This is a genomic window from Burkholderia sp. BCC1998 (assembly GCF_905339875.1).
Lineage (GTDB): Bacteria > Pseudomonadota > Gammaproteobacteria > Burkholderiales > Burkholderiaceae > Burkholderia.
The window spans coordinates 179,999-205,012 of record NZ_CAJPHE010000013.1 but is presented as its reverse complement, the minus strand read 5'-3'; the positions used below and the strand labels follow the sequence as shown (position 1 = coordinate 205,012).

General features: G+C 67.0%; 24 protein-coding genes and 1 pseudogene. 11 read left to right on the top strand and 14 right to left on the bottom strand.

Features of this window, described 5'->3' with window-relative positions; genetic code table 11:
* Nucleotides 1-104: 104 nt before the first annotated feature.
* Nucleotides 105-419 (top strand): annotated as a pseudogene (locus U5A56_RS22715) (helix-turn-helix domain-containing protein); the annotation flags it as partial.
* A gap of 85 nt (nt 420-504) precedes the next feature.
* Here the strand turns inward: U5A56_RS22715 and U5A56_RS22710 are convergent.
* From U5A56_RS22710 to U5A56_RS22700, 3 genes are all read right to left on the bottom strand, one after another.
* Entirely contained in the window at nt 505-3,603 is a 3,099-nt protein-coding gene (locus U5A56_RS22710) for an efflux RND transporter permease subunit (protein WP_321924696.1), read from the bottom strand.
* Complete coding sequence (locus tag U5A56_RS22705) at nt 3,600-4,727, bottom strand: efflux RND transporter periplasmic adaptor subunit (RefSeq protein WP_321924694.1); 1,128 nt, start codon at nt 4,725-4,727, stop codon at nt 3,600-3,602. The genes U5A56_RS22710 and U5A56_RS22705 overlap by 4 nt, the downstream gene beginning before the upstream one ends.
* A gap of 76 nt (nt 4,728-4,803) precedes the next feature.
* The gene (locus tag U5A56_RS22700; RefSeq protein ID WP_044843507.1) at nt 4,804-5,421 is read right to left on the bottom strand and encodes a TetR/AcrR family transcriptional regulator; all 618 of its coding nucleotides are present in this window, start codon (nt 5,419-5,421) and stop codon (nt 4,804-4,806) included.
* Nucleotides 5,422-5,513: 92 nt separating this feature from the next.
* On the opposite strand from U5A56_RS22700, the gene U5A56_RS22695 reads away from it, so the two are divergent.
* The 3 genes from U5A56_RS22695 (at nt 5,514) to U5A56_RS22685 (ending at nt 8,762) form a co-directional block, all read left to right on the top strand.
* Nucleotides 5,514-6,986: an efflux transporter outer membrane subunit gene (locus tag U5A56_RS22695; protein WP_415749226.1), complete on the top strand. Its 1,473-nt coding sequence runs from the start codon at nt 5,514-5,516 to the stop codon at nt 6,984-6,986.
* 852 nt (nt 6,987-7,838) lie between these two features.
* Entirely contained in the window at nt 7,839-8,546 is a 708-nt protein-coding gene (locus tag U5A56_RS22690; protein ID WP_321924690.1) for an SDR family NAD(P)-dependent oxidoreductase, read from the top strand.
* A 9-nt stretch (nt 8,547-8,555) separates the two neighbouring features.
* The gene (locus U5A56_RS22685; protein ID WP_321924688.1) at nt 8,556-8,762 is read left to right on the top strand and encodes a hypothetical protein; all 207 of its coding nucleotides are present in this window, start codon (nt 8,556-8,558) and stop codon (nt 8,760-8,762) included.
* Here the strand turns inward: U5A56_RS22685 and U5A56_RS22680 are convergent.
* Nucleotides 8,759-9,691 (bottom strand): LysR family transcriptional regulator, encoded by a 933-nt coding sequence (locus U5A56_RS22680; protein ID WP_321810135.1) that lies wholly within the window; start codon nt 9,689-9,691, stop codon nt 8,759-8,761. The genes U5A56_RS22685 and U5A56_RS22680 overlap by 4 nt on opposite strands.
* A 339-nt stretch (nt 9,692-10,030) precedes the next feature.
* On the opposite strand from U5A56_RS22680, the gene U5A56_RS22675 reads away from it, so the two are divergent.
* The 5 genes from U5A56_RS22675 (at nt 10,031) to U5A56_RS22655 (ending at nt 12,865) form a co-directional block, all read left to right on the top strand.
* Nucleotides 10,031-10,495, top strand: a complete 465-nt coding sequence (locus U5A56_RS22675) for a RidA family protein (RefSeq protein WP_321924686.1) — start codon at nt 10,031-10,033, stop codon at nt 10,493-10,495.
* A 271-nt stretch (nt 10,496-10,766) separates the two neighbouring features.
* A complete protein-coding gene (locus U5A56_RS22670) occupies nt 10,767-11,186 on the top strand; it encodes an organic hydroperoxide resistance protein (RefSeq protein WP_321924684.1) in 420 nt (139 codons plus the stop codon).
* Between the two features lie 66 nt (nt 11,187-11,252).
* Nucleotides 11,253-11,579 carry a DUF4148 domain-containing protein gene (locus U5A56_RS22665; protein ID WP_124570518.1) on the top strand — a complete coding sequence of 109 codons (327 nt, stop codon included), beginning with the start codon at nt 11,253-11,255 and terminating at the stop codon, nt 11,577-11,579.
* Nucleotides 11,580-11,651: 72 nt separating this feature from the next.
* Nucleotides 11,652-11,981, top strand: a complete 330-nt coding sequence (locus U5A56_RS22660; protein WP_321924681.1) for a DUF4148 domain-containing protein — start codon at nt 11,652-11,654, stop codon at nt 11,979-11,981.
* Nucleotides 11,982-12,121: 140 nt separating this feature from the next.
* The gene (locus U5A56_RS22655) at nt 12,122-12,865 is read left to right on the top strand and encodes a GNAT family N-acetyltransferase (RefSeq protein WP_321924679.1); all 744 of its coding nucleotides are present in this window, start codon (nt 12,122-12,124) and stop codon (nt 12,863-12,865) included.
* A gap of 124 nt (nt 12,866-12,989) precedes the next feature.
* Here U5A56_RS22655 and U5A56_RS22650 read toward each other — a convergent pair whose 3' ends face one another.
* From U5A56_RS22650 to U5A56_RS22620, 7 genes are all read right to left on the bottom strand, one after another.
* Nucleotides 12,990-13,445, bottom strand: coding sequence for a MarR family winged helix-turn-helix transcriptional regulator (locus U5A56_RS22650; protein WP_044843621.1), 456 nt, complete (start codon nt 13,443-13,445; stop codon nt 12,990-12,992).
* Between the two features lie 126 nt (nt 13,446-13,571).
* Complete coding sequence (locus U5A56_RS22645) at nt 13,572-13,715, bottom strand: hypothetical protein (protein WP_185500367.1); 144 nt, start codon at nt 13,713-13,715, stop codon at nt 13,572-13,574.
* Nucleotides 13,712-14,083 (bottom strand): GFA family protein, encoded by a 372-nt coding sequence (locus U5A56_RS22640; protein ID WP_321924676.1) that lies wholly within the window; start codon nt 14,081-14,083, stop codon nt 13,712-13,714. The genes U5A56_RS22645 and U5A56_RS22640 overlap by 4 nt, the downstream gene beginning before the upstream one ends.
* A gap of 168 nt (nt 14,084-14,251) precedes the next feature.
* Nucleotides 14,252-15,352, bottom strand: coding sequence for a nitronate monooxygenase (locus U5A56_RS22635; RefSeq protein ID WP_321924674.1), 1,101 nt, complete (start codon nt 15,350-15,352; stop codon nt 14,252-14,254).
* Nucleotides 15,353-15,637: 285 nt separating this feature from the next.
* Nucleotides 15,638-16,897: an MFS transporter gene (locus U5A56_RS22630; RefSeq protein WP_321924672.1), complete on the bottom strand. Its 1,260-nt coding sequence runs from the start codon at nt 16,895-16,897 to the stop codon at nt 15,638-15,640.
* Complete coding sequence (locus U5A56_RS22625; RefSeq protein ID WP_321924670.1) at nt 16,894-18,096, bottom strand: YbfB/YjiJ family MFS transporter; 1,203 nt, start codon at nt 18,094-18,096, stop codon at nt 16,894-16,896. The genes U5A56_RS22630 and U5A56_RS22625 overlap by 4 nt, the downstream gene beginning before the upstream one ends.
* A gap of 117 nt (nt 18,097-18,213) precedes the next feature.
* The gene (locus U5A56_RS22620; protein WP_044843518.1) at nt 18,214-19,140 is read right to left on the bottom strand and encodes a LysR family transcriptional regulator; all 927 of its coding nucleotides are present in this window, start codon (nt 19,138-19,140) and stop codon (nt 18,214-18,216) included.
* A 143-nt stretch (nt 19,141-19,283) separates the two neighbouring features.
* Between U5A56_RS22620 and U5A56_RS22615 the strand changes: the two genes are divergently transcribed.
* Nucleotides 19,284-20,453: a hypothetical protein gene (locus U5A56_RS22615; protein WP_321924668.1), complete on the top strand. Its 1,170-nt coding sequence runs from the start codon at nt 19,284-19,286 to the stop codon at nt 20,451-20,453.
* Nucleotides 20,454-20,939: 486 nt separating this feature from the next.
* A complete protein-coding gene (locus tag U5A56_RS22610) occupies nt 20,940-22,397 on the top strand; it encodes an MFS transporter (protein WP_321924666.1) in 1,458 nt (485 codons plus the stop codon).
* 80 nt (nt 22,398-22,477) lie between these two features.
* Here U5A56_RS22610 and U5A56_RS22605 read toward each other — a convergent pair whose 3' ends face one another.
* The 3 genes from U5A56_RS22605 to U5A56_RS22595 form a co-directional block, all read right to left on the bottom strand.
* Nucleotides 22,478-23,371 carry a LysR family transcriptional regulator gene (locus tag U5A56_RS22605; protein WP_044843520.1) on the bottom strand — a complete coding sequence of 298 codons (894 nt, stop codon included), beginning with the start codon at nt 23,369-23,371 and terminating at the stop codon, nt 22,478-22,480.
* A gap of 120 nt (nt 23,372-23,491) precedes the next feature.
* Entirely contained in the window at nt 23,492-24,319 is an 828-nt protein-coding gene (locus U5A56_RS22600; RefSeq protein ID WP_257773225.1) for an alpha/beta hydrolase, read from the bottom strand.
* A gap of 294 nt (nt 24,320-24,613) precedes the next feature.
* Nucleotides 24,614-24,997 (bottom strand): VOC family protein, encoded by a 384-nt coding sequence (locus tag U5A56_RS22595; RefSeq protein ID WP_044843522.1) that lies wholly within the window; start codon nt 24,995-24,997, stop codon nt 24,614-24,616.
* Nucleotides 24,998-25,014 lie beyond the last annotated feature (17 nt).

Here is a 25,014-nt window from a genome sequence, read left to right as displayed (position 1 = left end):
GTAGGAGCAAAGTTGTAATGTCCGCTTCTAGCCAAGTTCAAATGTCCGCTTTTCGACCCATCGTAAGCTGATCGGCCGCTGGGAATCCAGCGCCGGAGGCTTTGATGGCTGGAACGGAACGGATCACGATGACGATGCGCGAGCTGGACCGATTCAAGGTCATTCAGGACGTGGCGGACGGCAAGCTCAAGCCGTGGCGCGCGGCCGAACGACTGGGCGTGACCGTGCGTCAGCTCCAGCGTCTGGTGGATCGTTACCGTGAGTCTGGCGCCGCCGGACTGGCTTCGCGCAAGCGTGGGCGTCCCGGTAATCGGCGGCTGGACGCTGATCTGGCCGACCGGGCACTGTCGATCATCCGTGATCGCTACGCCGATTTTGGCCCGACGCTGGCCTGCGAGAAGCTCCCGGAATGTCACGGGCGGAGTTGCCTTCCGTCCGGACGCATCGTTGCTGGTTCACATCGACGGCCCCGGGCGAGACCGTCATCGCCCGGAGCGCACCTGCCTACGTCGTCACGCTGGCGCTGGGTTCGAGCGCAGGATTGTTTTCCCCTGCCCCGGGACGGATCTTGAACCAGATCGAGTACATAGCCGGCAGAAACACCAACGTCAGAACCGTTCCGGCGAATGTTCCTCCGATAAGCGTATAAGCCAGCGTGCCCCAGAACACGGAATGGGTCAGCGGAATGAACGCAAGCATCGCGGCAACCGCGGTCAGGATCACGGGCCTCGAGCGCTGCAGCGTGGCCTCCACCACCGCATCGAACGGCGTCATGCCCGCGCGCGCGTTCTCTTCGATCTGGCCGATCAGGATCAGCGTGTTGCGCATCAGGATGCCGGAGAGCGCAATGAGTCCCACCAATGCGTTGATGCCGAATGCCTGATTGAACAGCAGGAGTGTCGGCACCACACCGATCAATCCCAGCGGACTGGTCGCGAACACCATCATCGTGGCGGAAATCGAGCGGGTCTGAAAAATGATGATGAGCAGCGTCAGCGCGATCATGATCGGGAACAGCGGCGCGAGCGCAGTTGTCGCCTTGTTGGCCTCCTCGATGGAGCCGGCTTCCTCGATCCGGTAGCCGCCCGGCAGCTTCGCGATGATGGGCTGAAGCTGCGCGAGCATCGCGGTCGACACATCGGGCGGTTGCAACCCTTCGGCGATATCGCCGCGCACGGTGATCGTCGGCGTTCGGTCGCGCCGGCGCAGGACCGGATCCTCCATGCGGATGTCGACTTTGCCGACCTGCGAGAGCGGCACCCGCTGCCCTGCGGCGCCGATCAGCGTGAATCCGTCGATCCGTTGCGGGTCGAGCCGGATGTCGCCCGCCGAACGCGCGACGAGCTCCACGGAACGAATGTCCTCGCGCACGTGCGTGACGGGAATGCCGGTCAGCAGGAATTGCAGTTGCTGCGCGACCGAGCTGGACGTCAGTCCGAACGCCCCGAGACGATTTTGATCGAGCGTGAAATGCACGGTGGGAACGCGCGGCCCCCAATCGGCGTTCACCGTTCGCATCATCGGGCTGGCGTTCATGGTCCGTTCGACCTGTGCGGCGATGGTGCGCAACGTCTGGGCGTCCGGGCCCATGACCCTGAACGCAACGGGGTAAGGCGAGTAAGGGCCGAACACCAGCTGCGTGACGCGAACCTGCGCACCGGGCACCAACCCTTCCGCGATGACCTTGCGCAGACGGAATTTGAGCGCTTCCCGTTGTCGCTCGTCATTCGTGCGGATCACGATCTTCGAGAAGGACGAATCCGGCAACTCCGGAGACATGGCCAGATAGAAGCGCGGAGCGCCCTGCCCGATGTACGAGGTCACGATCTGCGCTTCCGGCTGCTTCGCGAGCCATGCCTCGACTTTTTCCGTTGCCGACGCGGTCTGCTCGATCGAAGTCCCATAGGGCATCTGCACTTCGACGAGCACTTCCGGGCGATCGGAAGTCGGGAAGAATTGCTTCTTCACGAGCCCCATGCCCATCACGGCGACCACGAACGATGCCACCACGATCCCGGCGACCATCCACTTGCGCGCGACCACGCGCCCGAGGAAGCGGCGAAAGCGCCGGTAGTTCGGCGTGTTGTAGATCGCCTCGTGGCCGCCTTCGATCACGGCGATGTCGGGTAACAGCTTGACGCCGAGGTACGGTGTGAAGACGACGGCCACGATCCACGAGGTGACCAACGCGATGCCGACGATCCAGAACATGTTGCTGGTGTATTCGCCGGCCGTCGAGCGCGCAAAGCCATTCGGCATGAAGCCGACAGCCGTGACCAGCGTGCCCGACAGCATCGGTGCGGCCGTGTGGCTCCACGCGTAAGCTGATGCCTGGACGCGGCTATAGCCCTCCTCCATTTTCACGACCATCATTTCGATGGCGATGATCGCGTCGTCGACGAGCAGGCCGAGCGCGAGAATCAGCGAACCGAGCGTGATGCGGTCGAAGCTCTTGCCCGTTGCGGCCATGACGACGAAGACGCCCGCGAGTGTCAGCGGCACCGCCGCCGACACGACGATGCCGACACGCCATCCCATGCTCGCGAAGCTCACGACCATCACCACGAGCAGCGCGACAAAGAACTTCACCATGAATTCGTCGATGGCCGAATGGATGTTGACGGCCTGGTCGGTCACCTTCGTGAGGCTCACGCCCAGCGGCAGCCCGGCATTGATCGATGCGACTTCCGCGTCGAGCGCCTTGCCGAGATTGAGCCCGTTCCAGCCGTCCCGCATCACGACGCCGAGGAGCAACGCCGGTTCGCCTTTGTTGCGAATCTGGAACGTGGCCGGGTCTTCGTAACCGCGTTCGACGGTCGCCACATCGGAGAGCTTCAGTGTGCGGCCCTGAACGACGATCGGCGTGTCACGGATGGTCTGCAGCTTGTCGAAGGCGCCTTCGACACGAATGAAGACCTGCGCGCCCGCCGTATCGATCGAACCAGCCGGCGTGAGAACGTTCTGGTTGTTCAGCGCGGCAAAGATCTCCTGCGGGGTCACGCCGAGCGTCGCGAGCCGGTCGTGCGAAAACGACACGTAGATCCGTTCCGCCTGCTCGCCGATGATGTTCACCTTCTTGACGCCCGGCACATGAAGAAGCCGCTGGCGTAACCCCTCGGCGTCGCGCACCAGCAATCGTTGCGGCTCGCCTTTCGCCTTGAGCGCGAACAGCGCGAACGTTACGTCGGAATACTCATCATTGACGAGCGGGCCGATCACGCCGGGCGGCAGGTTGCCCGCTTCGTCGTGCAGCTTCTTGCGCGCCTGATAGAACTCCTCGGGCACGTCCGCGGGCGGCGTACTGTCGAGCAAGGTCACGGTGGTGAAGGCCAGCCCCGGACGCGTATAGGTCTCGGTCCGGTCGTACCAGCGCAGCTCCTGCATGCGCTTTTCGAGCGGCTCGGCCACCTGGTCCTGCATTTCCTGCGCGGTCGCGCCGGGCCATGCCGTAATGACCGTCATCGACTTGACGGTGAATGGCGGATCTTCGGCCCGCCCCAGTTTCAGGAAGGCAATCACGCCGGCGATCGAAATCAGGATGATCAGAAACAGCGTGACCGAGCGCTCCCGCACCGCAAGAGCCGACAAATTGAAGCCGCTCATTGCGCTGCTCCTTGCGTGGAGACGGATGCCGCGGCCAGCTTGTCGTTGGCGAGACGCACGCGCTCTCCATCGTGCAACAACTGGGCACCGAGCGCGACGACCTGGTCGCCTTCGCGAAGATCGCCAGTCACCGTCGCACTGTCGTCGCTCAATGCGGTGACACGAACCTTGTGCCAGGTCACACGCGATTGAGATCGATCGACGGTCCAGACGCCGGTGCCGGTTCCCGTGCCCGGATCGAACAAGGCGCCGACCGGTACCACCATGCCGGCCTGTGTCTGACCGGCATTGCCGGCGAGATCGATGGTCACGGTCGCGCCGAGCGGTGCATTCGAGAGCGCGCCCTCGAGGACGTATCTGGCCTCGTAGGTCCGTGTCAGCCGATCCGCAGAATCGGAGAGCTGGCGCAGGACGGCGGGAACGGGCTTCTGGTCCGCGCCGTAAAGCGTCGCCGTGGCAATCGAGCCGGACGCGGGACGCAGCGTCTCGGGAAGCTGGACGACGGCCTCGCGGGGGCCGGCATGCGCGAGCCGCACGACGATTTGTCCCGGCGCGACGACCTGGCCCGGCTCCGCCAGCGTCTCGACCACCACGCCGTCGGCGTCCGCCATGACGACGGCGTATCCGGAAGCATTGTTGGCTAGCACGGCCTGCGCCTGCGCTGCGACGAGCTGGGCCCTGGCGGAATCGGCGGCCGCCTTGAGCTGGTCGTAGGTCGATGCCGACACCGCACCCGCCCCGACGAGATCCCGATACCGCGCCTCGTCGGCAGCCGTCTGCGTCGCGCGCGCCTGCGCAGCGTCCACGAGTTTCTGCTGCGCACGGGCCTGCAGCCCGAGATCGATCGGATCGATGCGCATCAGGGGCTGGCCGCGCTTGACCGTTTGGCCCGCGTCGACCAGTCGCTCGATGACTTTACCCTGAACGCGGAAACCGAGATCGCTCTGAACGCGGGCGCCCACGACACCCGAAAACGACCGGGTCGTACCCGCCGCGCCGTGAACGGCGCTTGTACGCACAAGTGGCGCTTCGGTACGCGGATCAGCAGCCGGATGCTCGCCGCATGCTGCGAGCGCAAGCGAAGCCAGGCCCAATGTGTAGACAAGACGATGGCGCCGGAACATGAGATCCCCTCTCGCAAAGAACAGGAGACCTCATTCTGATACCAGTGACCAAATCAGTCAATAGTCACAATAGGATTCAGGGAGCGAGACTTCTAAGGACGAGGTTCGCGAGTTGGGCCGTCGCCTCTTCCGCACCATCGAGGTTGTACTGGAGCATCAACGGATTGAAGTAAGGCTTCATCACCAGAAAGATCGCATTCACCGCTTCGTCTGGCGGCGTCTTGCGTTCGAATTCGCCGGTTTCGCGTCCGAGTCGCAGGATATCGGCGATGAGTTGCCGGATCTGGTCCTCGTAGCCTTTGACGGAGGGCCAGGGCGATGCGGCCGCCTCGGCGGCGATATCGTAGAGCTTGCGATCCTGGAAGAAAAGCTGGCTTCCAGACGCAAGCAAGGTCTTGAACATACGGCGAAATTTCTCGGTTGCCCCGTGCGCGCCGTCGACATTTTCGCTGACCGCGGCCACGATCGCGGCGAGCCGATTGGCGCAGATGACCTGACCGATCGCCTGTTTGGAGTCGAAAAACTTGTAAATATAGGCTTTTGAAAACCCGATTTCCTTCGCGAGGTCGGAGACCGTGGTTTTTTCGTAGCCGTAGCGGCTGAAGTATTCCGTTGCGGCGTCGACGATCTGGGCGCGAACTTCGTGGTCCGAGGGGCCACGGGACGAAGAGGTGGAGGGAGTCGGTTTGTTCATGCGTCAAGCTTAGTCCGACGATCGTCAGTTGACAACGTGTGACCATATTGTATATTGGTCACTATATTTCCTCTCCCGTTGTCGCTCCCGAGATGATCATGCCCTTGCGCCGTCCACTTGTTCTCCTGACTAGCGTCGCCGCCCTTTCGGCGTGCGCCGTGGGTCCCGACTACCACCGCCCGGATGCGCCGCTGGCGCAGCACTACATGACCCAGCCGCCCGCCCGCGCGGCAAAGGCTCCGGTTGCCGACCTGTCCGCATGGTGGGAAAGCTTCAACGACCCGCTGCTCGCGCATTACGTTTCGCTGGCGCTGGCCGAGAACCTGGACCTGGTCCAGGCCGTCGCGCAAATCACTCAGGCGCGCGCGCGCCTCGGCACGGCCAACGCGGCGCTCCTGCCGTCGGCCTCGGTTTCTGCATCGGCGGCACGAGCCTATCAGTCTGTCGATACGCCGTTGGGGCGATTGCTCAACGCCACGCCGGGGTACGAGCGCTGGGGCACCGCGTACGAAACCAACCTGGAGGCCGGTTGGGAGATCGACATTTTTGGCGGTCTGCGCCGTCAGCGTGAAGCCGCGCTCGCCGATTACTCGGCAACGCAGGCGGCGGCAGTTGCCACCCGGCTTGCCGTCGCGGCCCAGACTGCCGATATCTACGTCACGATCCGAGGGCTCCAGGCCCGTCTGGATATCGCGACCCGGCAGGTGCAGACGCAGCAGGCGCTTCTCGCAGACGTGAAACTCCTGTATTCGAAGGGCGCGGCAGCCGACTATCAGGTTCAGCAGGCGCAAGGTGCGCTCGACCAGGTGCAGGCCAGCGTGCCCGTCCTCCTCGCGGCGCTCGATGCGGCGTCGAACGCCCTCGACGTGATGCTCGGTACACCTCCTGGCACGCACCGCGCAGAGCTGGGCTCGCCTTTCCCGATCCCCGTCGCGCCGGCGCTCGCGGAAATGGGCACGCCAGCCGATCTGCTGCAAAGACGTCCCGATCTGATCGCCGCCGAACGTCACCTCGCCGCCGCCAATGCGCGCATCGGCGCTGCGATCGGCGAGTACTACCCGACGGTCTCGCTGAACGCCTTCCTCGGCAGCGCGACTTCGGCCGCCGCCGGTACGTTGTTCTCGGGCGGCGCCAACCAGGCGGCCGGCCTCGTCGGGCTGCGCTGGCGACTGTTCGATTTCGCCCGCATCAGTGCCGATGTCGACGCGGCGAAAGGCGCCGACGCGCAGGCGCTCGCGGCATACCGGCAGGCCGTGCTCCGCGCCTCCGAGGACGTCGAAAACTCGCTCTCGTCATTGGTGAATCGAGAGGCGCAGGCTGCCACGCTGTCGCACGCCGAGTCGTCGTTTTCCCGCGCCAAGGATTCCTCGATGACCGCGTACCGCAGCGGTGCAGCGAGTTTCATCGACGTATTGCACGCCAACGAGACCCTGCTCCAGGCCGCCGACGCGCGTGCACAGGCACAGACGGAATCCGCTCGTGCAGCGATCTCGACGTTCAAGGCGCTCGGCGGCGGCTGGGACCCGACATCGCACGATGCGCAGACGTCGTTGACCTCACGCTGACGCCGCCGCCCTGCACTGGCGCGCGCAATGGAGCCTGCGCACGTTCCTGGTTCGCGCAATCGCGCATCGCGGGCGAATTGATTGCTCGCGGGGATTCGGTCTTTCGTCCAAAGCGCACACGGAATGCGATGTGCAGCAACTCGATGGCGATGATCAAGGCGTCGTCCATCGATCTGCCGCGGTATCGGGTCGGTCAGACATCGGCCAGGTTGGTCGCGGAACCCAAGCCCTCGACGCCAGACCGGCTCGGAGATCGGCACGCAGATGCTCTCCCCGATCTCGAACCGCACCTTGCCTGACTGTTCTCCGAGGCTTGAGTCGGCGGCCGACGTAAGCGAGAAAACGGAGACGTACGGACCGTTGCCGTGATTGCAGTTCCATTCGATGCGCCAGCAGATGAGCAAGCCTGAGCCGCGGAAGGCACAGGAAGCGTATGCAGGTCAGGTCAGACGCGTTTTCGTACTCGCCGGTTTCGATTCATATCAATGCTATTGTGATAAGAAAAGTTATCCGGATAGATTCGATAAACCCTCGAAGTACCCGACGTGTCCGAGCACACCATCGCGCAGCATTGACAGTACTTCTTCGCACGAATCCCGGATTTCACGGCGATTCGACGCGCGGTGTCGCCCCCGATTGCTGCTTCGTTCGCAGCCGCGTCGATTCCCCTTCCGCCGCAACGATCGCCGTCGCGGCCGCCCCGTTCTTTCCCGCATTTGTTCCCGCGACGCAAGACTGTTGGTTCACGGTGGGTGTTCGAACTCCGGCGCGACGCGCCTAAAGTCTGGTCCATCGGATTCATCGATCCGGTCGGCACCAACGCCGAAAACCAGTCACCTGTCGAGGCAAATCATGAGCACATCCAAAGTCATCATCGTCACCGGCGCATCGCAAGGCATCGGCGCGGAGACGGTCAACGCATTCCGCGCCCAGGGCCATCGGGTGGTCGCGACGTCCCGTTCGATCGGCGCGTCGGACGATCCCGATCTGGTCACCGTCGCGGGCGACATCGGCGACCCGGCTGTCGCGCGGCGGGTGGTCGATACCGCACTCGAGCGCTTCGGCCGGGTCGATACGCTCGTCAACAACGCCGGCGTGTTCATCGCGAAGCCGTTCACGCAGTACACCGCGGACGACTATGCGACCATCACCCGCGTGAACCTGGACGGGTTCTTCCACGTCACGCAGCGCGCGATCGCGGCGATGCAGCGCAACGGCGGCGGACACGTGGTCAGCATCACGACGAGCCTCGTCGACCACGCGAACAGCAACGTGCCGTCGGTGCTCGCATCGCTGACGAAAGGCGGGCTCAATGCGGCGACGAAGTCTCTCGCAATCGAGTACGCGAAGGCCGGCATCCGCGTGAATGCCGTGTCCCCCGGCATCATCAAGTCGCCGATGCATGCGCCCGACACGCACGCGACGCTCGCTTCGCTGCATCCGGTCGGCCGGATGGGCGAGATGAGCGACATCGTCGGCGCGATCCTGTATCTCGATTCGGCGCCGTTCGTTACCGGCGAGATCCTGCACGTGGATGGCGGCCAGAGCGCCGGGCATTGAGCGGCGACGATGGGAGACTGCGCTGACGCGAACGACGCGAACGACGCGAACGACGCGAACGACGCGAACGACGCGAACAACGCGAACGACGCGAACAACGCGAACAACGCGAACAACGCGAACGGTGAGCGGAGCGCGGCGGTCCGGCAACGGCGCAGCCGCGCCATTCGCGCCCCGCTCTGCCCCGTTGCCGGCATTCTCCCCGGACGCGCCTAGCGCGCCCGCTTGCCGGGCGCCTGTTGCAGATGTTCGACGAGAAAGTCGACGAAGACGCGCACGCGCGAAGACAGATAGCGCGCGTGGGGATACAGCAGCATGAACGGCCGCGACCGGCCGCCCTGGCCGGACAGCACCTCCGCGAGCGTGCCCTCGCGCAGATCCCGGTCGACGATGAAGCGATAGGTCTGGAACAGGCCCGCACCGCTGCGCGCGAGCGTGACGCCGGCGAGGACGTCGCCCGACGTGCCGTAGCCGCCGGTCGTCGCGACGTCGATTTCCGCCGAGCCGTCGTTGAACAACCACGGAACCGGCCGGCCGCTGCTCGGGAGCTCGAACTGGATGCATTCGTGCGCGTGCAGATCGTCGACGGCGCGCGGCACGCCGGCGCGTTTCAGGTAGCCGGGCGTCGCGACGACAACGAGTTCCGCATCCTCCAGCTTGCGCGCGACCAGGCTCGAATCCGCCGGCGCGCGGCCGCGGATCGCAAGATCGAAACCCTCCTCGGCGAAGTCGATGTTGCGGTTGCTCAGATGCGTTTCGACGCGCACGTCCGGATATCGCTCGCGAAACGCAGGTAACAGCGGCAACACGCGATAGTGTCCGTACGGCGTCGGCATGCTGATGCGCAGCACGCCGGCCGGCGTGGCCTGCTGACCCGTCGCTTCGCGCTCGGCGTCGACGAGCTGCGATAGCGCATCACGGCATTGCTCGAAATAGCGCCGGCCGGAATCGGTCAGGCGGATCTGCCGTGTCGTCCGCACGAACAGGCGTACGCCGAGACGCTCCTCGAGGCGCGCGACCGAGCGGCTGACCGCGGCCGGCGTGACGCTCGCAGCCGTCGCCGCGAGCGTGAAGCTGCCGAGTTCCGCGGCCAGGCAGAACAGCTCGATGCTGCCGAGCAGCAGGTCGTCGAATTTTCTCTGCATGGGGCGCTCCTGCTGCTTCGTGCGTGGCGTGGCCGGCAACGCGAACGTAGGCATCACGGAATCGCGCTCGCGGCGAGCCGGCGCGCGCCGTTTCGTCGCGTGACGCTGAAGCAGCGAGTGTGCATGAATCCCGGCCGGGAAACCAGCGTACCGACGACCGTCGCCGGCAACCGTTCGCGCCACATTGCGCCGCGCGCGATTCGTTACATCGCGTGTCGATTCAATTGCGCGAACGATATTTACCGGCTTCGACCGCCTCAATAGAGTGACTGCCAGAGACCCGTGCGAGTGAATCTTCCGAGCCTGGGCGCCACTCAATCTTCCCCGAAGGAGCAAGCGATGACGATCGAACAGAAGCTGGCCGAACTCGGCCTCACGTTACCCGAACCGCCGCAACCGCTCGGCAGCTACACGGCCGTCAGCGAAGCCGGCAACCTGTTGTTCATCTCCGGACAACTGCCGCTCGTCGACCGCAAGGTTGCCTATACAGGCCGCGTCGGCGAACGGCTGAACGTCGACGACGGGCGGCATGCGGCGCAACTCGCGGCGCTGAACGTGCTTGCGCAGATCCGCAAGCACCTCGGCGGATTCGACCGCCTGCATCACATCGTGCGTGTCGAGGGGCACGTTGCGTCGGCGGACGGCTTTTTCGGCCAGCCAGCCGTGATCGACGGCGCATCCGACCTGTTCGCCGCCGTGCTGGGCGACAAGGCCGGACATGCGCGCTCGGCGTTTTCCCAGCGCCAGTTGCCGGCCGACGCAGCCGTGATTCTGGTCGTGATCGCCGAAATCCGGCCGGCGTAGGCGCGTTGCCGTCGCGCGGGCAGTCGCCGTTTCGACGGCGGCTGCCCTGCCGGTGACTGGAATTCCGTGGGACGCGATCTTTTCGATATAAGGGATGGAACACCGCACATCCTTGCCTGGCAAGGCCGTACACGATCCGGATACATTGAAATACAAAATATCGTATACGATTTAATCGAATCCGCTTGACGGGGTTCGGCGTCTCGACCAAACTGCATCGCATGCGATCGAATCGCATTAGATAGAACCTTCCAACCTGACGGAGTGAACGATGAGCAAGATCGAAAAAGTGCTGTACACGGGCAAGACGCATACGACTTCCGGCGGCCGCGACGGCGCGGCGCGCAGTTCCGACGGTCGTCTCGACATCCAGCTGTCGTCGCCGGGCACCGCCGGAACCGGCACGAATCCGGAACAACTGTTCGCGGCCGGCTGGTCGGCCTGCTTCATCGGCGCGATGCAGCTCGCGGCACGTGCGGCGAAGGTGACGCTGCCGGCCGATCTCGCGGTCGATGCGGAAGTGGACCTGGGCATGGGCGGCAACGCGTACTTCCTGCAGGCCCGCCTGAACGTGAGCGCGCTGGGGCTCGACCGTGACGTCGTGCAGCACATCGTCGACACCGCGCATCAGACCTGCCCGTACTCGAAAGCGACGCGCGGCAACATCGACGTCGAAATCCGCATCGTCTGAACGTTGAATCGGGCGGCCAGGCGCCGCCCTCCCGAATCTCCTGCCATTTTCTTGTCGAGGTAAGTGATGAAAACCCAAGTGATCGCCGCCCTTCTCGTTGCCGCATCCGCCGCCGTTGCCGCACCCGCCTTTGCCAATGAAGCCGTCGTGACGCGTGCGCAAGTGCGTGCCGAGCTCGCCCAGCTGCAGCAAGCCGGCTATGTGCCGGGCCGCGCGAACGATCCGCACTATCCGGACGACCTGCAGGCCGCGCTGACGCGTATCCATGCGAACGACACCGCCGCAGCCGATACGGCGACGTCCGGTTACGGCAGCGACGCGGCAGCCGGCACGCAGTCGGGCAGCCGTCCTGCCATGCGGGTCGCCGAGCGCTCGATCTACTTCGGCCATTGAATGAAATCGCGATCGGCGCCGATTGCCGGCGTGCGACGCTCACACTCCGATCACTCTTTTCCGTCGAGGTAAATGATGAAGACCCAACTGATTGCTGCCCTGCTCGTCGCCGTGTCGACTTCCGCTGCCGCACCCGCATTCGCGACCGAAAGCACCGTCACGCGCGCGCAGGTGCGGGCGGAACTGGCCGCGCTCCAGAAGGCCGGCTACCTGCCGAATCGCCCGAACGATCCGAACTATCCGCAGAATCTGCAGGCCGCGCTGAAGCGGGTTCGCGACAACGCTGCGACAGCGGCCGATACCGACGCATCCGGTTACGGCAGCGACGCCGACGGCGCGACGCAAGCCGGCAGCCGGAACGTCGTTCGCACGGCCGAGCGCTCGATCTACTTCGGTCATTGAGCACCGCGCCGAAATCGGCGACGTCATCCATCAAATAAAGCGTATGCGATGTAATCGAATGCGCTTTTGTTCGTCTGAGACCTGAATGGACGATCGCGTCTATGCTGTGCGACGAACGACCTTCAATCAGGGAGCAGGCAATGCGGCAAGCAACGACGGGGAACGAAGGAAGCGGAGCGCATCCGCTCGACAACGCCGTGTGGCATGCGCTCGCCGGCGAGCAGCAGCGTTTTGCGCTCGGCGACGAGCGCGCGCGGCGCTTTCCTCCCGAACTCGCGCCGTTTGCCGGCCTCGCCGAGCGCAGCCCCGCCGCTTTCGACGCGTTGCGCGCATTGATCGACACGCACGGGCCCGCGGCACTGGTCACGCCTGACGAGATCCCGACGCCGGGCGGATGTTCCGTGGTCCGGCGCGCGGTGCTGCATCAGATGATCTGGCAGGGAACGCCTGACGATGCGCAGCCGCTGGAGCATGTCCGGCTGACCGACGGCGACGTACCGGCCATGCTCGAGCTGATCGCGGCGACGGAGCCGGGTCCGTTCGGCCCGCGCACGATCGAATTCGGTGGCTATCTCGGTGTACGGAGAGAAGGACGGCTCGTGGCGATGGCCGGTCAGCGACTGACTGCCGGCGGCCATACGGAGATCAGCGCCGTGTGCGTGGATCCCGCCTTTCGCGGCCAGGGCCTCGCGGCCGGACTGATCCGCGCATTGATCGCGCGGATTCGTGCGCGGGCGGAAACGCCGTTTCTGCATGTGCTGTCGTCGAATCGCGTCGCAATCGAGCGCTATCTGGCGCTCGGTTTCGCGATCCGTCGCGACATGCAATTGCTGGTGTTGGGGCGTGAGGATACCGGGACGGGCCAGCCCGAGCGTCACCCGTAAGCAACCGAGCGCAGCATTGCAAAAGTCGGTCCGGACGGCCGGAAAAGCATGGAAATCGTGGAGGAAGCCGGCTGCAATCGTATCGCCGGCTCGACATCGAGCCGGCGGCCAGGCTATTCGTGCTTTACTCGTCGATCGAATCGATCAGGTTGCCGCGCAGCGTGACGATCGCCTTCTGCATCTTCGCGAATTCGTCGGGTTTGAGCCCGGTGGCTTCGACGAGATTCATGTCGAGCCCCTTCTCGCGCACGCGGCGACCGCTTTTCGTCAGGCTCACGACCACCTGGCGCTCGTCCGACGGATCGCGGTGCCGTTCCAGATAACCCATCGCCTCGAGCTTCTTCAGGATCGGCGTCAGCGTGTTCGATTCGAGGAACAGCTTTTCGCCGAGCTGCCCGACCGTCTGGTCGCCCTCCTCCCACAGCGCAATGATCGTGATGTATTGCGTGTACGTGAGGCCGAGCTCCTCGAGGATCGGCTTGTAGGCCTTGCCGAACGCGAGGTTCGTCGAGTAGATCGCAAAGCACAGGAACTCGGACAGCTTCGGCGTGGCGGGCGATTGGGTTTCGGTCGGTTTCATGAGCATCCTCCATCGACACGGGAGCGTGTCGCAGATGAATGCATTATATATCGCATGCGATCTTATCGGAAGCTTGATTATCGTTTCCGATCGACAGCACGCGACGCGAGCGATGCCCGCTCACGCTCAGGCTCGATCGCCGTCGTTCCGGCCCCGGCGCTCGCCGTGCCGTTGCCGGCTGATCGACAGCAGCGAACACTGCACCGGATGCGCGATTTCGGTCGCGAGGCCGCCCGCGGCGAACAGCAGGATCGTCAGCCAGCGTTTCATGCATCCTCCACGACGGACAGGCTCGCGCCGTCGGCGACGGTCGCATCGAGCGCATACGGATCGACGCCTTCGAGGCAGCCGAGATTGACGCGCCAGCACGCGGGATCCTTGCGCGTCTGATGAAACGGGTAGATGCCGCACCGGCTGCAGAAAAAGTGACGGGCCGTGCGCGTGTTGAAATGGTAGGTCGTCAGCGCGTCCTCGCCTGCGACGATCTTCAGGTCGGCGGCGGGGAACATCGGGCTCATCAGCGCGCCGCGACGGCGGCAAAGGCTGCAGTTGCAGCGAACGGCCGGCGCAAGCGCGGTCCGGACCTGGAATTTCACGGCGCCGCAATGGCAGGATCCGTTGAACCATGTAGCAGACATGTCGTGCTCCTCGAGAGGTGATGTCTGCTTTATAACGAACCCGGGCGGACGCGTTGTATCGCTCTGTATCCGCGCGGTGCGCAGACACAGAGCATTGCAATTTTGTCGCGAACGGTGCGGATTTCAGCGCCTTCCGGCACGTCCGCCGCGCGCCGCGTGATCCGGCACTCAGTCCAGCGCGTGCTGCAGCCGCGCGATGGCTGCCCGCGTCTCGCGCTCGAGCGTCGCGAACAGTTCCGCCGCCGGCAGCGACCGCACGAGCGGCGCCGCCTGCCCTGCCCACTGCGCGCCGTAGCCGAACTCGCCCTTCGCCTTCGCGGCCGCATGCAGCGCCTTGCCGGCGTCGTACGCGATCGGATAGGCGGGCGTCGCCGGTGCGTGCGGATCGTCGCCGAGCGCGGTCAGCCGGTTCGCGATGCCGCGCGCGACACGGCCGGAGATCGCGGTCGTGAAGGTCGTGCGGTGCGCCGTGTCGCCGAGGATCGCGCGGCGATAACCGTCGTCGATCGACGTTTCGGGACACGCGACGAACGCCGTGCCGAGTTGCGCGGCCTGCGCACCGAGCGCGAGCGCCGCGGCGATGCCGTCGCCGTCCATGATGCCGCCGGCGGCGATCACCGGCAGCGCGCATTCGCGCACGAGCAGTCGCGTCAGCGCGAACGTGCCGAGCCGGTCGTCGTGCGCCGTCGAGTCGAATACGCCGCGATGCCCGCCGGCCTCGATGCCCTGCGCGACGATCGCATCGATGCCGGCCGCGGCGATCTGGCGGGCTTCGTCGGGATGCGTCGCGGACGCGAACAGCGTGATGCCGGCGCGCTTGAGCATCGCGATCGCCTCGTCGGACGGCAACCCGAAATGAAAGCTCACGACCGCCGGTTTTTCCTCGAGCAACATCGCGAGCATCGCATCGTCCGCGACGAAGCTCGTGTAGATCTCCGACAGCGCCGCCGGCGGCGTCGCGCCGTATTCGCGGAATGTCGGCGCGAGCCATTCGAGCCACGCGCGTTCGACGACGGCATCGGCCCGCGCCGGCTGGTGGCAGAACAGGTTGATGTTGAACGGCCGGTCGGTGAGCGCGCGCGTGTCGCGGATCATCTTGCGCGCGCCGTCGGCGTTCGTCGCGCCGACGCCGAGCGAGCCGAGCCCGCCCGCGTTCGACACGGCAGCCGCCAGCGCGGGCGTGCTGACGCCGGCCATCGGCGCCTGGATGATCGGAGTGCGGACGCCGAGCGTGCGCAGCAGCGTCCGGTTGTCGGTCGGTCGATTCATGTCGTTGCCTCCTGCAACGTCCGGGATCGGAAGGCTCGGGCCGGCTGCCGGCCGAAGCGGCTTGGGTGGGTCCGGCGACGTCGCGGATGCGCGGTGCGTTGCGTGGACCCTGTCATGCGAATGCGAATGCGAAAGCGGTGCCGGGTACGGCGGCTGACCAAACGACGACGCGGCCGTCGCGACGCGTGGTTGCGGCGTCGCCTCCGCACGGCGTGCGAACCGGCCGCCCCGCAACTGCGCCCATGCTACGCCAGAGCGCCGCCCGCGGGCCAGCGCGCAGCGCTTCTACCGGCTGCGCACCCGATACGCGAGCGCCGCGCAGGCCGCCAGCAGCGCGGCCGTCACGAAGAACACCGAATGCAGGCCGAGCGCGACGCCGATCTGGCCGCCGATCACCGGGCCGATCACCTGCCCGCCGAACTGCGCGGACTGCAGGTAGCCTAGCATCTGGCCCGTCGCGCGCTCGTCGACCGACTGCCGGACCAGCTTCCCGATCGACGGCAGCAACCCGGCGAGCGTCATCCCCATCAGCACGCGCAGCGCGGCGAGATGCCACCAGTGCGTGACGAACGCCTGCGGCAGCATCGCGAGCGCGGTCAGCAGCAGGCAGCCGACGATCACGTTCCAGCTGCCGATCCGGTCGGCGAGCGCGCCGAGCCGCGCGGCGGTCAGCATGCTGCCGAGTGCGGAGCCGGCCATCACGACGCCGGCGATGCGCGCCAGATGACTGCCGTCCACGCCGAGCCCGCCGATATAGACCGTGATGATCGGCTCGATCGACATGTTCGCGAGCAGCACCATCATCGCCGTCACGAGCAGCGCGGCGACCGCCACGCGATCGGTGCGCCGGGCCGGGTTCGCCGACGTTGCGCGGGCGTGCCGCGCGTGCGCGTCGGTGGCCGGATCGAAGTCCTCCTTCACGACGACGATCGTCAGCAGCGCGGCGACGGCGATCATCGCGCCACCCGCGAAAAACGTGCCGCGAATGCCGAGCCAGCCCGGCAGCAGGCCGCCGACCAGCGGCCCGACGAGATTGCCCGCGAGCGCGCCGGTCGACAGGATGCCGAGCGCCCAGCCCGCGCGTTCGCGCGGCGCCTGGGTGCCGACCATCACGGTCGACGCGGACGCATAGCCGCCGACGAGCCCGGCGATCAGCCGCAGTGCCACGAGTTCCACCACGTTGTGCGCGACGCCGATCAGCGACATCACGACGGCCATCCCGAGCGCCGCGCGCACGAGCATCGGCTTGCGGCCGAAGCGATCCGCGAGGCGGCCCCACAGCGGTGCGGTGACGGCCGTGCCGAGAAACGTCGCGCCGAACGCGACGCCCGACCACTGGATCACGGCCGACTGCGCGTCGACGCCGAGCTGCCGCACGTACAGCGGCAGGAACGGCAGCAGCATGCTGAGACTCACGAGCGTCGTGAACGACCCGAACACGCACACGGCGAGATTGCGGCGCCAGTAGCGCGCATTGCGTTCGGCGTAGCCGGCGCTCGAGCGGCCGGCGTGTGCGGCGGCCGGTGGGTGGGCGGTCGTGCTCATCGCGCCTTCGCCGAGGAGATCATGTCGACCGCGAGCGCCAGCAACAGCGCGGCGGTGCCGACGCCGAACAGCGCTTCGTAACGGCCGCCGCTCGATGCGAACAGGTACGACAGACCGTAGGCGGCGACCGCCTGCATGATCGCGAAGCTGGTCGTCGCGCTGCGCCATGCGCGCTTCGCGACCGACGGATGATGCGCGAGCAACTCGTTCACGCGGCCCAGCGCGAGCGGCACGATGCCGGGCGTGAACGCGCCGACGAGCAGGCTCGACACGATCAGCGCGGCCGGGCCCAGGCCGAGCAGCGGCAGCGCGACCGCGACGGCTTCGATCGCGAATGCGATCCGCAGTGCGCGGCCGAAGCCCGCACGGTCGGCCAGATGCCCGCACGCGAGCGGCCCGACGATCGCGCCGAGGCCGTACAGCACCCAGTACTGCGCGCCCGCGTCGACGCCCTTGCCGAGTCCGCGCGCGACGTAGTCGACGAGGAAGATCATGTGCGGGACGAGCCCGACCGCGTTGAGCCCGTATTCGACGTACAGCGCGCGCAGGCTGCCGGCCGGCAGGTTGCGCGCGTGCGCGGCATGCGCCGCGGCGGCTGCGGGCTGTGCGTCGTCGGCCGGCCAGCCGCGCCACGCGACGGCGGTCAGCAGCAGCGACACGATCGCGAGCCCGAGCCACGTGACGGTGAGCCCTTGCCGCAGCAGGATCGGCACGATCGTGCCCGATGCCGCGATGCCGAGCCCGATCCCGGTGAAGATGCCGCCGCTCGCGAAACCGCGCCGCGACGGCGGCACGTGCGTGAGGATCGCCGGCGCCGCGAGCACCATCAGCGCCCCGCCCGACAGGCCGGACGCGAACCGCCACACGAAGAACCACAGGAACGACACGGGCGCCGCGCACGCGACGAATGCGAGCGTCGCGAGCAGCATCATCGCGCGCAGCACGGCGGTCGAGCCAGCGCGGCGCGCGAGCGTGCCGGCGACCAGCGCGCCGGCCAGATAGCCGCCGAGGTTGGCCGCCCCGAGATACGCGGCGGTGGACGCGGGAAACCAGTGCGCACCGATGATCGCCGGCAAGAGCGGCGTGTACGCAAAGCGCGCCAGGCCGATGCCGATCAGGCTCGCACTGGCGCCGGATACCGTGCCGCGCCACACGTTGAACGCGGGGGCGTGCGGCCGGTCGAGAAGCGCTTGTTGCATGGAGACCTCCCATTCGCTGGGCGGATGCACGCGCATCCGCCGGTTGATGGAAGTCTAGATTGAACCGGGTATCGGGAGAATCCATGCAGCACGGAAGCCATTCTTCCGTAACGCGATTCAATCTCCGTCGGTGATGGCCGCCAGCTGCGCGAAATGCTCGCGCAATCGCGGCGCGGCGAAATCGACGAACGTCCGCACCTTCGGCACCGACAGGCGTCCGTAAGGCGTGACCAGATGAATCGGCAGCGGCGCGTGCTCGCTGTCGCGCAGCACGATGCGCAGCGCGCCGTCCCGCACCGGCTCCGCGACGTGATACGAAAACAGCCGCGTGACGCCGTGACCGGCGAGCGCCGACGCGAGCGCGCCGCGGATCGTGTTGACGATGAAGCGCGGCGCGAACTGGACCACTTGCGGCAGCGCCGACGGCGCGGACGGCGGAAAGCTCCACGAATCGAGCCCGAAGTGCGTCATCGAGATGATCCGGTGCCGGGCGAGATCGGCCGGCGCGGTAATCGGCGGATGGTTCGCAAGGTAGTCCGGCGACGCGACGACGACACGCCGCACCGCACCGACCGGCATCGCGACGAGCGTCGAATCGCTCAGGTGCGCGATACGCAGCGCGACGTCGATGCCCTCGTCGATCAGGCTGACGGGACGGTCGAGCAGTTGCAGGCGAATCGACACGGCCGGATGGCGGTCGATGAATTCGTCGATGAGCGCACGCAGCACGTCTTCGCCCGCGGCGACCGGTGCGGTGATCGTCAGCAGGCCGCGCGGCGCCGAGCGTTCGTCGGCGATCAGCATGTCGGCTTCCTCGAGATCCGCGAGGATGCGGCGGCACGCTGCCGCGTAACGTTCACCGGCTTCGCTCAAACGGATCGTCCGGGTGGTCCGGTACAGCAGCGCGGTGCCCGTGTGTTCCTCGAGAAACGCGAGCGCGCGGCTGACGGCCGCCGGCGAGCGGCCCAGGCGGCGGCTCGCGCCCGCGAGGCTGCCCTCGTCGAGCGTGGCGACGAACACCTTCATCGCATCGATTCGGTCCATGTCGTGTGCGGGGGCGCGTGGGTTCGTGTCGTGGGCGGGAAAAGCCAGCGAGCAGTCTACCGTACGCGTTGCGCAACGCGGGGGCAGCGCGGTCGCGCCGCTTCGTGAAATACTTCGGCCACGCGTCCTTGCGGAACTTCGAGATGACCGACTTGCCTGCCGTGCCCGCGTTGCGTTGCGTCGTCATGCGTTGCGCGTCGGCGTGCGTCGTCGCGTGGCTGGTCGCCGGGCCGGCGATGGCCGGCTCGTCCGCGGTGTCGCCGCCCGGGTTGCCGGCGCCCGCAATCCGCACGCCGCAACGCATCCTGTTCGTCGGCGACAGCCTCACGCACGGCCGTTACACGCCCGTGCGTTCGTACGGCGCGATGCATGCCGGCCGTCAGGCCGCAGGCGCGGCCGCGGCGCGGGTGATCGACGAGAACTTCGGGCAGACCGGCGCCCGCGCGGAACGCGAGCCGGGCCCGTGGGGCGGGATTCCGGGCATCTTCGCGCGGTTTGCCGTCGAAGCCGGGCTCGACTATGACGTCCATCTCGAAGCGATGTCGGCGACGAGTCTCGCCAAACACGACCGCGTTGCATCGGACGTGATCGACCGGCCTGTCTGGGACGCGGTCGTGCTGCAGAAGTTGAGCGCGAAGCCGCTGCCGTTCGTGCTCACGCATAGCCGTGCCAGCGATCCCGCCGCCTTCTGCGCGAGCGTCGCGAAGATCGCGCGCGGCATTCGCGCTGCTGCACCGCAAGCGCGCGTCTATCTGTACGAAACCTGGCCGGGCGCCGATCTCGCGAAGGCGCTGGCGGGCGAGCCGGGCAGCGCCGGCTTTCACGCGCGCTACGTCGAGCGTCTCGCCGACCTCGTCGCCGCGTATCGCGATGCATTCGAACGCGCCCGCCGCACCGATCCGTCGATCGTGGCCGTCGCGCCGGTCGGCCGCGCATGGCAGCGCGCGTGGATGGCGGGCATCGCCGATGCCGATCCGTATGCGCCGTCGGGTGCCCCGCTGCTGTGGTACGGCATGCGCGCGCACAACGACCCGCCGATCTCGCGGCTCGACTATCAGCATCCGGGCGTGACGGGCGCTTACCTCAGCGCGCTCGTGCTGTTCCAGCAGATCGCCGGCGTCGACGTGCGCACCCTGGGCGCGCGGGAGCAAGCAGCCGCGCAGCTCGGCATCGCGCCGGACCTGGCGGTGAAGCTGCAGGCGGTTGCGTCGGAGACGGTGCGGCATGAACGGGCCGACGTCGGGGTCGGGACCGGCACCGATGCCGGTGCGGCGGCGACGGATGAACGGTCCGATCCGTGCGCGTCGCCATGAGCCGGATGGGCAGACGAGCGGCGGCGCTGCACATTCGGTGCGTCGCAGCGATCGATGAACGCTGACGAATGCAAGGTCCCGCGGCGTCGCTTTGCCTTTCCGTCGCGCGGCGCCGGCGGATTGACCGAGGATACCGAACCGTGCGGTACGCCATCACCATCACCGGCCGCCGAATCCGCGCAGCGCGGCCTATCGTTTTCCCTGCCCTGACCTTCCAGCTTCGGCTCGCCTTCCGTCCGACGCCCGCCCAGCGGGCGTTTCCCGGCCTTTCTGCGCGGGAAAGGATGCTTGAAGCATCCGCAATTATCGCGTCGCGCAAATTCGCCGACCATGTTTCGGACGATCGGCGCCATCCCGCGCATCCGGCCTTTCGCGGGCCTTGCGGGCACGTGCGCCGCGTCGCGCGACCGGGCCCGTGATGCCGGCCGCGAATAGCCGCGAACGGCCGGGCATCGCGCCACGGCAAATCGATAATCAGGAGACACGATGAACAGCCAATCCCTCGACCTTGGCGGCACCGCGGGCGGCCCCGCGTCCGCCGCAGCGTCCGCGGCCCGGGCCGGCGCCGATGCGACGGCCCTGCCCGCCCGCGGCATCACGCTCGGCGAATTCATGGACGACCTGCCGGTCGGTGCGCTGCACCGGTTCGTCGTCTGGGTGATCGGCATCGGGCTGTTCTTCGACATGTACGAGATCTTCCTCGTCAGCACGATCGGCTCCGCGCTGCAGCACGAATACGGGCTCAGCCGGCAAAGCGCCGATTTCAAGCTGCTGCTCGCGTCGGCATTCATCGGAATGTTCGTCGGCGCGCTGTGTCTCGGCAGCCTCGCCGACCGCATCGGCCGGCGCAAGGCGTTCCTGATGACGCTCGTCTGGTACAGCGCGTTCTCGCTGATCGGCGCGTTCTCCGTGAACGCCGACATGCTCGTCGCATGCCGGTTCCTGACGGGCATTGGCGTCGGCGCGATCTACCCGGTCGCCGACAGCTTCCTGTCCGAAATCCTGCCGAAGGACAAGCGCGGACGGCTTGCCGCATGGGCCTATACGACTTCGTACGTCGCCGTGCCGCTGGTCGGCTTCCTCGCGCTGTGGCTGAATCCGCTGCACGTCGCGGGCGTGGCCGGCTGGCGCATCATCCTCGCGATCGGCAGCCTCGGCGCCGTGTACGTGCTGCTGGTCCAGCATCGTCTGCCGGAAAGCCCGCGCTGGCTGCTCGCGCAGGGCCGCGCCGCGGATGCGCATGCCGCGGCGAAGCGCTTCGCGGACAGCGCGGGGGTGCGCGTGCCCGACCAGTTCGCGGCATCGGCCGAACCGCAGCGGCCGCTGCGCGTCGGCGAGCGCATCGCGCTGCTGCGCCGCCGGCCCTACGGCGCGCGCTACCTGATGCTCGCGGTGTTCCACCTGTTCCAGGGCTTCGGCTATTACGGCTTCGGCACGCTTGCGAGCACGGTCGTCAAGAGCCGCGGGTTCGACGTGACCGACAGCACGCTGTTCATCGCACTGTCGTTCATCGGTTATCCGATCGGCTCGCTGCTGTCGATTCCGCTGCTGAACTGGATCGAGCGCCGCACGCTCGTGATCGTGTCGATCCTGTCGATCGCCGCGTTCGGGCTGTGCTTCGCGTATTCGGGCAATACGGCGCTGATCGTCTGTTTCGGGTTCCTGACGACCTGCGCGTCGAACGTGTTCAGCAACGCGTATCACGTGTATCAGGCGGAGATCTTCCCGGCGCGCGTGCGTTCGACCGCGATCGGCAGCACCTACTCGCTGTCGCGCATCGTCAGCGGCGCGCTGCCGTTCGTGCTGCTGCCGGTGCTGGCCAAACACGGCGCGGGAGCGATGTTCGGCGTGATCTCGGTCGCGCTCGGCATCGTCGCGGTCACGCTGCGCATGCTCGGGCCGCTGACCACGCGGCGCAGCCAGGACGACATCAACCCGGTATGACACGGTATGCGGCACGGGGCATGCGTGCCCCGTGCGTCGCGCCTGGCGCGCGTTGAACGCAGGTCGCGCATTCCTCGCATTCAGCGCGCCGACATGAAATCGAACAGCTTCGCGATGTCCGTGGTCAGCACGGTGCCGGCCTTCACGCCGACCCACAGCGTGCGCGTCGCCCACGCGTCGTCGAGCGTCACGACGCCGAGCCGCGCCGCGCGCTCGCCCGTCACCGCATCGCGCGGCAGCACGCCGATCCCGAGCCCGGCCTCGATCATCCGGCTCACGCCGTCGAAATTCGATACCTGGATGCGCAGCTTCAGCGAGCGCTCGGCCGCGAACGCGGCGTCGGTCATCCGCGCGAGCAGCGAACTGCCGTCGCTCAGGCCGACGTAGTCTTCATCGAGCGTCTCCGCGAAGCGGATGCTGTCGCGCGCGGCGAAGCGATGCCCGCGCGGCACGAGCAGCACGAGCTCGTCGCGCCGGTACAGCCGGCGTTCGATGCCGGGCGCCGGCACGTTGTCCGCGAACACGCCGAGATCGGCCTTGCCGGACCCGAGCGCATCGACGATCTCGTGACTCAGCCTTTCCTCGAGACTGACCTTGATGCCCGGGTTGTCGGTCAGGAACGCGGCGAGATCGGCCGGCAGGAACTGGACGATCGCCGACGTATTGGTCCACACGTGAATGTGGCCGCGCACGCCGGCGACGTAATCGCTCATCTCGTGCGCCATCCGGTTCACCTGCTCGATCACCTTCGCCGCATGTTCGAGCAGTGCGCGGCCCGCGGGCGTCAGCTCGACGCCGCGCGCATGCCGGACGAACAGCGCGCTGCCGGTCACGCTCTCGAGTTCGGCGATCCGCTTGCTGACCGCGGACAACGTGAGCTGACCGTGTTCGGCCGCCTTGGTCAGGCTGCCGTGCTCGGCGACGAGCGCGAACACGCGCAGCGACTGCAGATCGAAATGAAGCGGGTTCACCATGACGAAGATCCTGAGGTGTGCCATGCGGCGCGTGCGAACGGCGCCCGACCGGCTTGATGCCGATCATACGCCCGGCCATGCACGCGGCGAAATCGCGCGAAACGATGCAGGACGGCGCGCTCAGCGCGGCGCGATCGCCTGCAGTGCGGCGAGCATCGCGCTGTCCGGTCGCGCGAGATCGTCGAGTACCGTGAAGTGCTGCATGCCCGGCAGCCACGCGCGCGCAACCGGTTCGCCGGCCGCCTCGCATGCGTGCGCGTATTCATGTGCATGGCGCACGAGCTCCGGCAACTCGGCCGCGCCGACCGCGACGACGGTCGGCGCACCGGGGCCGACATGACGCAGCGGGCTGTAGGCGGCGATTTCCTGCGCGGTGAGTCGAAGCTTCTCGCCGAGCACGCACAGCGAGATCGGCTCGAGATCGACGAGCGGGCTGATCGCAAGCGCCGACACGACCGCCGGATGCGCGCGATACACGGCGCTCAGGTGACCGCCTGCCGAGTGGCCGCTCAGGTGGATCGGCCGGCCGCCGGTGCCGATGCGATCGGGATCGGCCGCGAGATGGTCGAGCAGCGCGCCGATCTCGCCGACGATGTCGGTCATCGATGCAGCCGGTGCGAGCGTGTATTCGGCGAGCACGACATCGAACCCGCGTGCGAGCGGCCCGGCGGCCGCGTACGCGAAATCTTCCTTCGCGCAGTGCTGCCAGTAGCCGCCGTGAATGAACACGAACAGCGGCGCGCCGGGCCGGCCGCAGCGCAGCCAGTCGAAGCGCTGCGCGGGGCGCGACCCGTAACGCAGGTCGCGCTGCGCGGGCGTCGCGGCGTAAAGCGCGGCACTGCGTGCCTGGCAGGACGCGAGTACCGCGGGGAAGTCGGGAATGGCCTTCGTGTTCAGGTAAGCGGCGTCGAGCGCCGCGCGGTCCATGCCGCGATAGAGGATCGTCATTCGGAATGTGCGTGGGTCGGATTGCGGATCCGCGGGACGCGCGTCGCGCCCGCTGCGAAGGCGGCGGACGGACCGGCGCCGATGCACGCCATTATCCGCAGTGCAACGCGGCGCGCCTATCCGGAATCGGCGGGTGCGGTACGCGCCTGTCCGCTTTCGGCGGAGGATTGCTGCGTGGCGGGCGCATCGCGCCGGCGCATGCGGAACCGGCAGAACCGACGCGATGCTGCGCCCACGCCGCACGACAGCTCGGCATGACCGCTGCGCGCGCCGCGCAATTCAACGCAACGCAACTCAGATCAGCTCGGAGATCTCGATCAGGTTCAGGTCCGGGTCGCGCACGTACACCGACCGGATCTTCTGCGTCGCACCGGTGCGCTCGACGGGCCCTTCGACGATCGGCCATTCGACGCGGTGCAGATGCGCGATCACGTCGTCGAGCGGCACCGACGCGATGAAGCACAGGTCGAGCGCGCCGGGCACCGGCACGTGCGCCTTCGGCTCGAACTCCGCGCCGCGCACGTGCAGGTTGATCTTCTGGTTGCCGAAGCGGAACGCGAGCCGGCCCGCGCCGAAGGTTTCGAGCTGCATCTGCAGCACTTCGGTATAGAAATGCTTCGTCCGCTCCGGATCGACGCAAGTCAGCACGAGGTGGTCGAGGTGGTCAATCAGTGCCATGTGATTCGCTCCGGTTC

Bases quoted from the DNA above. Each gene is read 5' to 3' on its own strand.
- U5A56_RS22710 (WP_321924696.1), bottom strand. From the start codon at position 3,603: ATGAGCGGCTTCAATTTGTCGGCTCTTGCGGTGCGGGAGCGCTCGGTC.
- U5A56_RS22705 (WP_321924694.1), bottom strand. From the start codon at position 4,727: ATGTTCCGGCGCCATCGTCTTGTCTACACATTGGGCCTGGCTTCGCTT.
- U5A56_RS22700 (WP_044843507.1), bottom strand. From the start codon at position 5,421: ATGAACAAACCGACTCCCTCCACCTCTTCGTCCCGTGGCCCCTCGGAC.
- U5A56_RS22695 (WP_415749226.1), top strand. From the start codon at position 5,514: ATGATCATGCCCTTGCGCCGTCCACTTGTTCTCCTGACTAGCGTCGCC.
- U5A56_RS22690 (WP_321924690.1), top strand. From the start codon at position 7,839: ATGAGCACATCCAAAGTCATCATCGTCACCGGCGCATCGCAAGGCATC.
- U5A56_RS22685 (WP_321924688.1), top strand. From the start codon at position 8,556: ATGGGAGACTGCGCTGACGCGAACGACGCGAACGACGCGAACGACGCG.
- U5A56_RS22680 (WP_321810135.1), bottom strand. From the start codon at position 9,691: ATGCAGAGAAAATTCGACGACCTGCTGCTCGGCAGCATCGAGCTGTTC.
- U5A56_RS22675 (WP_321924686.1), top strand. From the start codon at position 10,031: ATGACGATCGAACAGAAGCTGGCCGAACTCGGCCTCACGTTACCCGAA.
- U5A56_RS22670 (WP_321924684.1), top strand. From the start codon at position 10,767: ATGAGCAAGATCGAAAAAGTGCTGTACACGGGCAAGACGCATACGACT.
- U5A56_RS22665 (WP_124570518.1), top strand. From the start codon at position 11,253: ATGAAAACCCAAGTGATCGCCGCCCTTCTCGTTGCCGCATCCGCCGCC.
- U5A56_RS22660 (WP_321924681.1), top strand. From the start codon at position 11,652: ATGATGAAGACCCAACTGATTGCTGCCCTGCTCGTCGCCGTGTCGACT.
- U5A56_RS22655 (WP_321924679.1), top strand. From the start codon at position 12,122: ATGCGGCAAGCAACGACGGGGAACGAAGGAAGCGGAGCGCATCCGCTC.
- U5A56_RS22650 (WP_044843621.1), bottom strand. From the start codon at position 13,445: ATGAAACCGACCGAAACCCAATCGCCCGCCACGCCGAAGCTGTCCGAG.
- U5A56_RS22645 (WP_185500367.1), bottom strand. From the start codon at position 13,715: ATGAAACGCTGGCTGACGATCCTGCTGTTCGCCGCGGGCGGCCTCGCG.
- U5A56_RS22640 (WP_321924676.1), bottom strand. From the start codon at position 14,083: ATGTCTGCTACATGGTTCAACGGATCCTGCCATTGCGGCGCCGTGAAA.
- U5A56_RS22635 (WP_321924674.1), bottom strand. From the start codon at position 15,352: ATGAATCGACCGACCGACAACCGGACGCTGCTGCGCACGCTCGGCGTC.
- U5A56_RS22630 (WP_321924672.1), bottom strand. From the start codon at position 16,897: ATGAGCACGACCGCCCACCCACCGGCCGCCGCACACGCCGGCCGCTCG.
- U5A56_RS22625 (WP_321924670.1), bottom strand. From the start codon at position 18,096: ATGCAACAAGCGCTTCTCGACCGGCCGCACGCCCCCGCGTTCAACGTG.
- U5A56_RS22620 (WP_044843518.1), bottom strand. From the start codon at position 19,140: ATGGACCGAATCGATGCGATGAAGGTGTTCGTCGCCACGCTCGACGAG.
- U5A56_RS22615 (WP_321924668.1), top strand. From the start codon at position 19,284: ATGACCGACTTGCCTGCCGTGCCCGCGTTGCGTTGCGTCGTCATGCGT.
- U5A56_RS22610 (WP_321924666.1), top strand. From the start codon at position 20,940: ATGAACAGCCAATCCCTCGACCTTGGCGGCACCGCGGGCGGCCCCGCG.
- U5A56_RS22605 (WP_044843520.1), bottom strand. From the start codon at position 23,371: ATGGTGAACCCGCTTCATTTCGATCTGCAGTCGCTGCGCGTGTTCGCG.
- U5A56_RS22600 (WP_257773225.1), bottom strand. From the start codon at position 24,319: ATGACGATCCTCTATCGCGGCATGGACCGCGCGGCGCTCGACGCCGCT.
- U5A56_RS22595 (WP_044843522.1), bottom strand. From the start codon at position 24,997: ATGGCACTGATTGACCACCTCGACCACCTCGTGCTGACTTGCGTCGAT.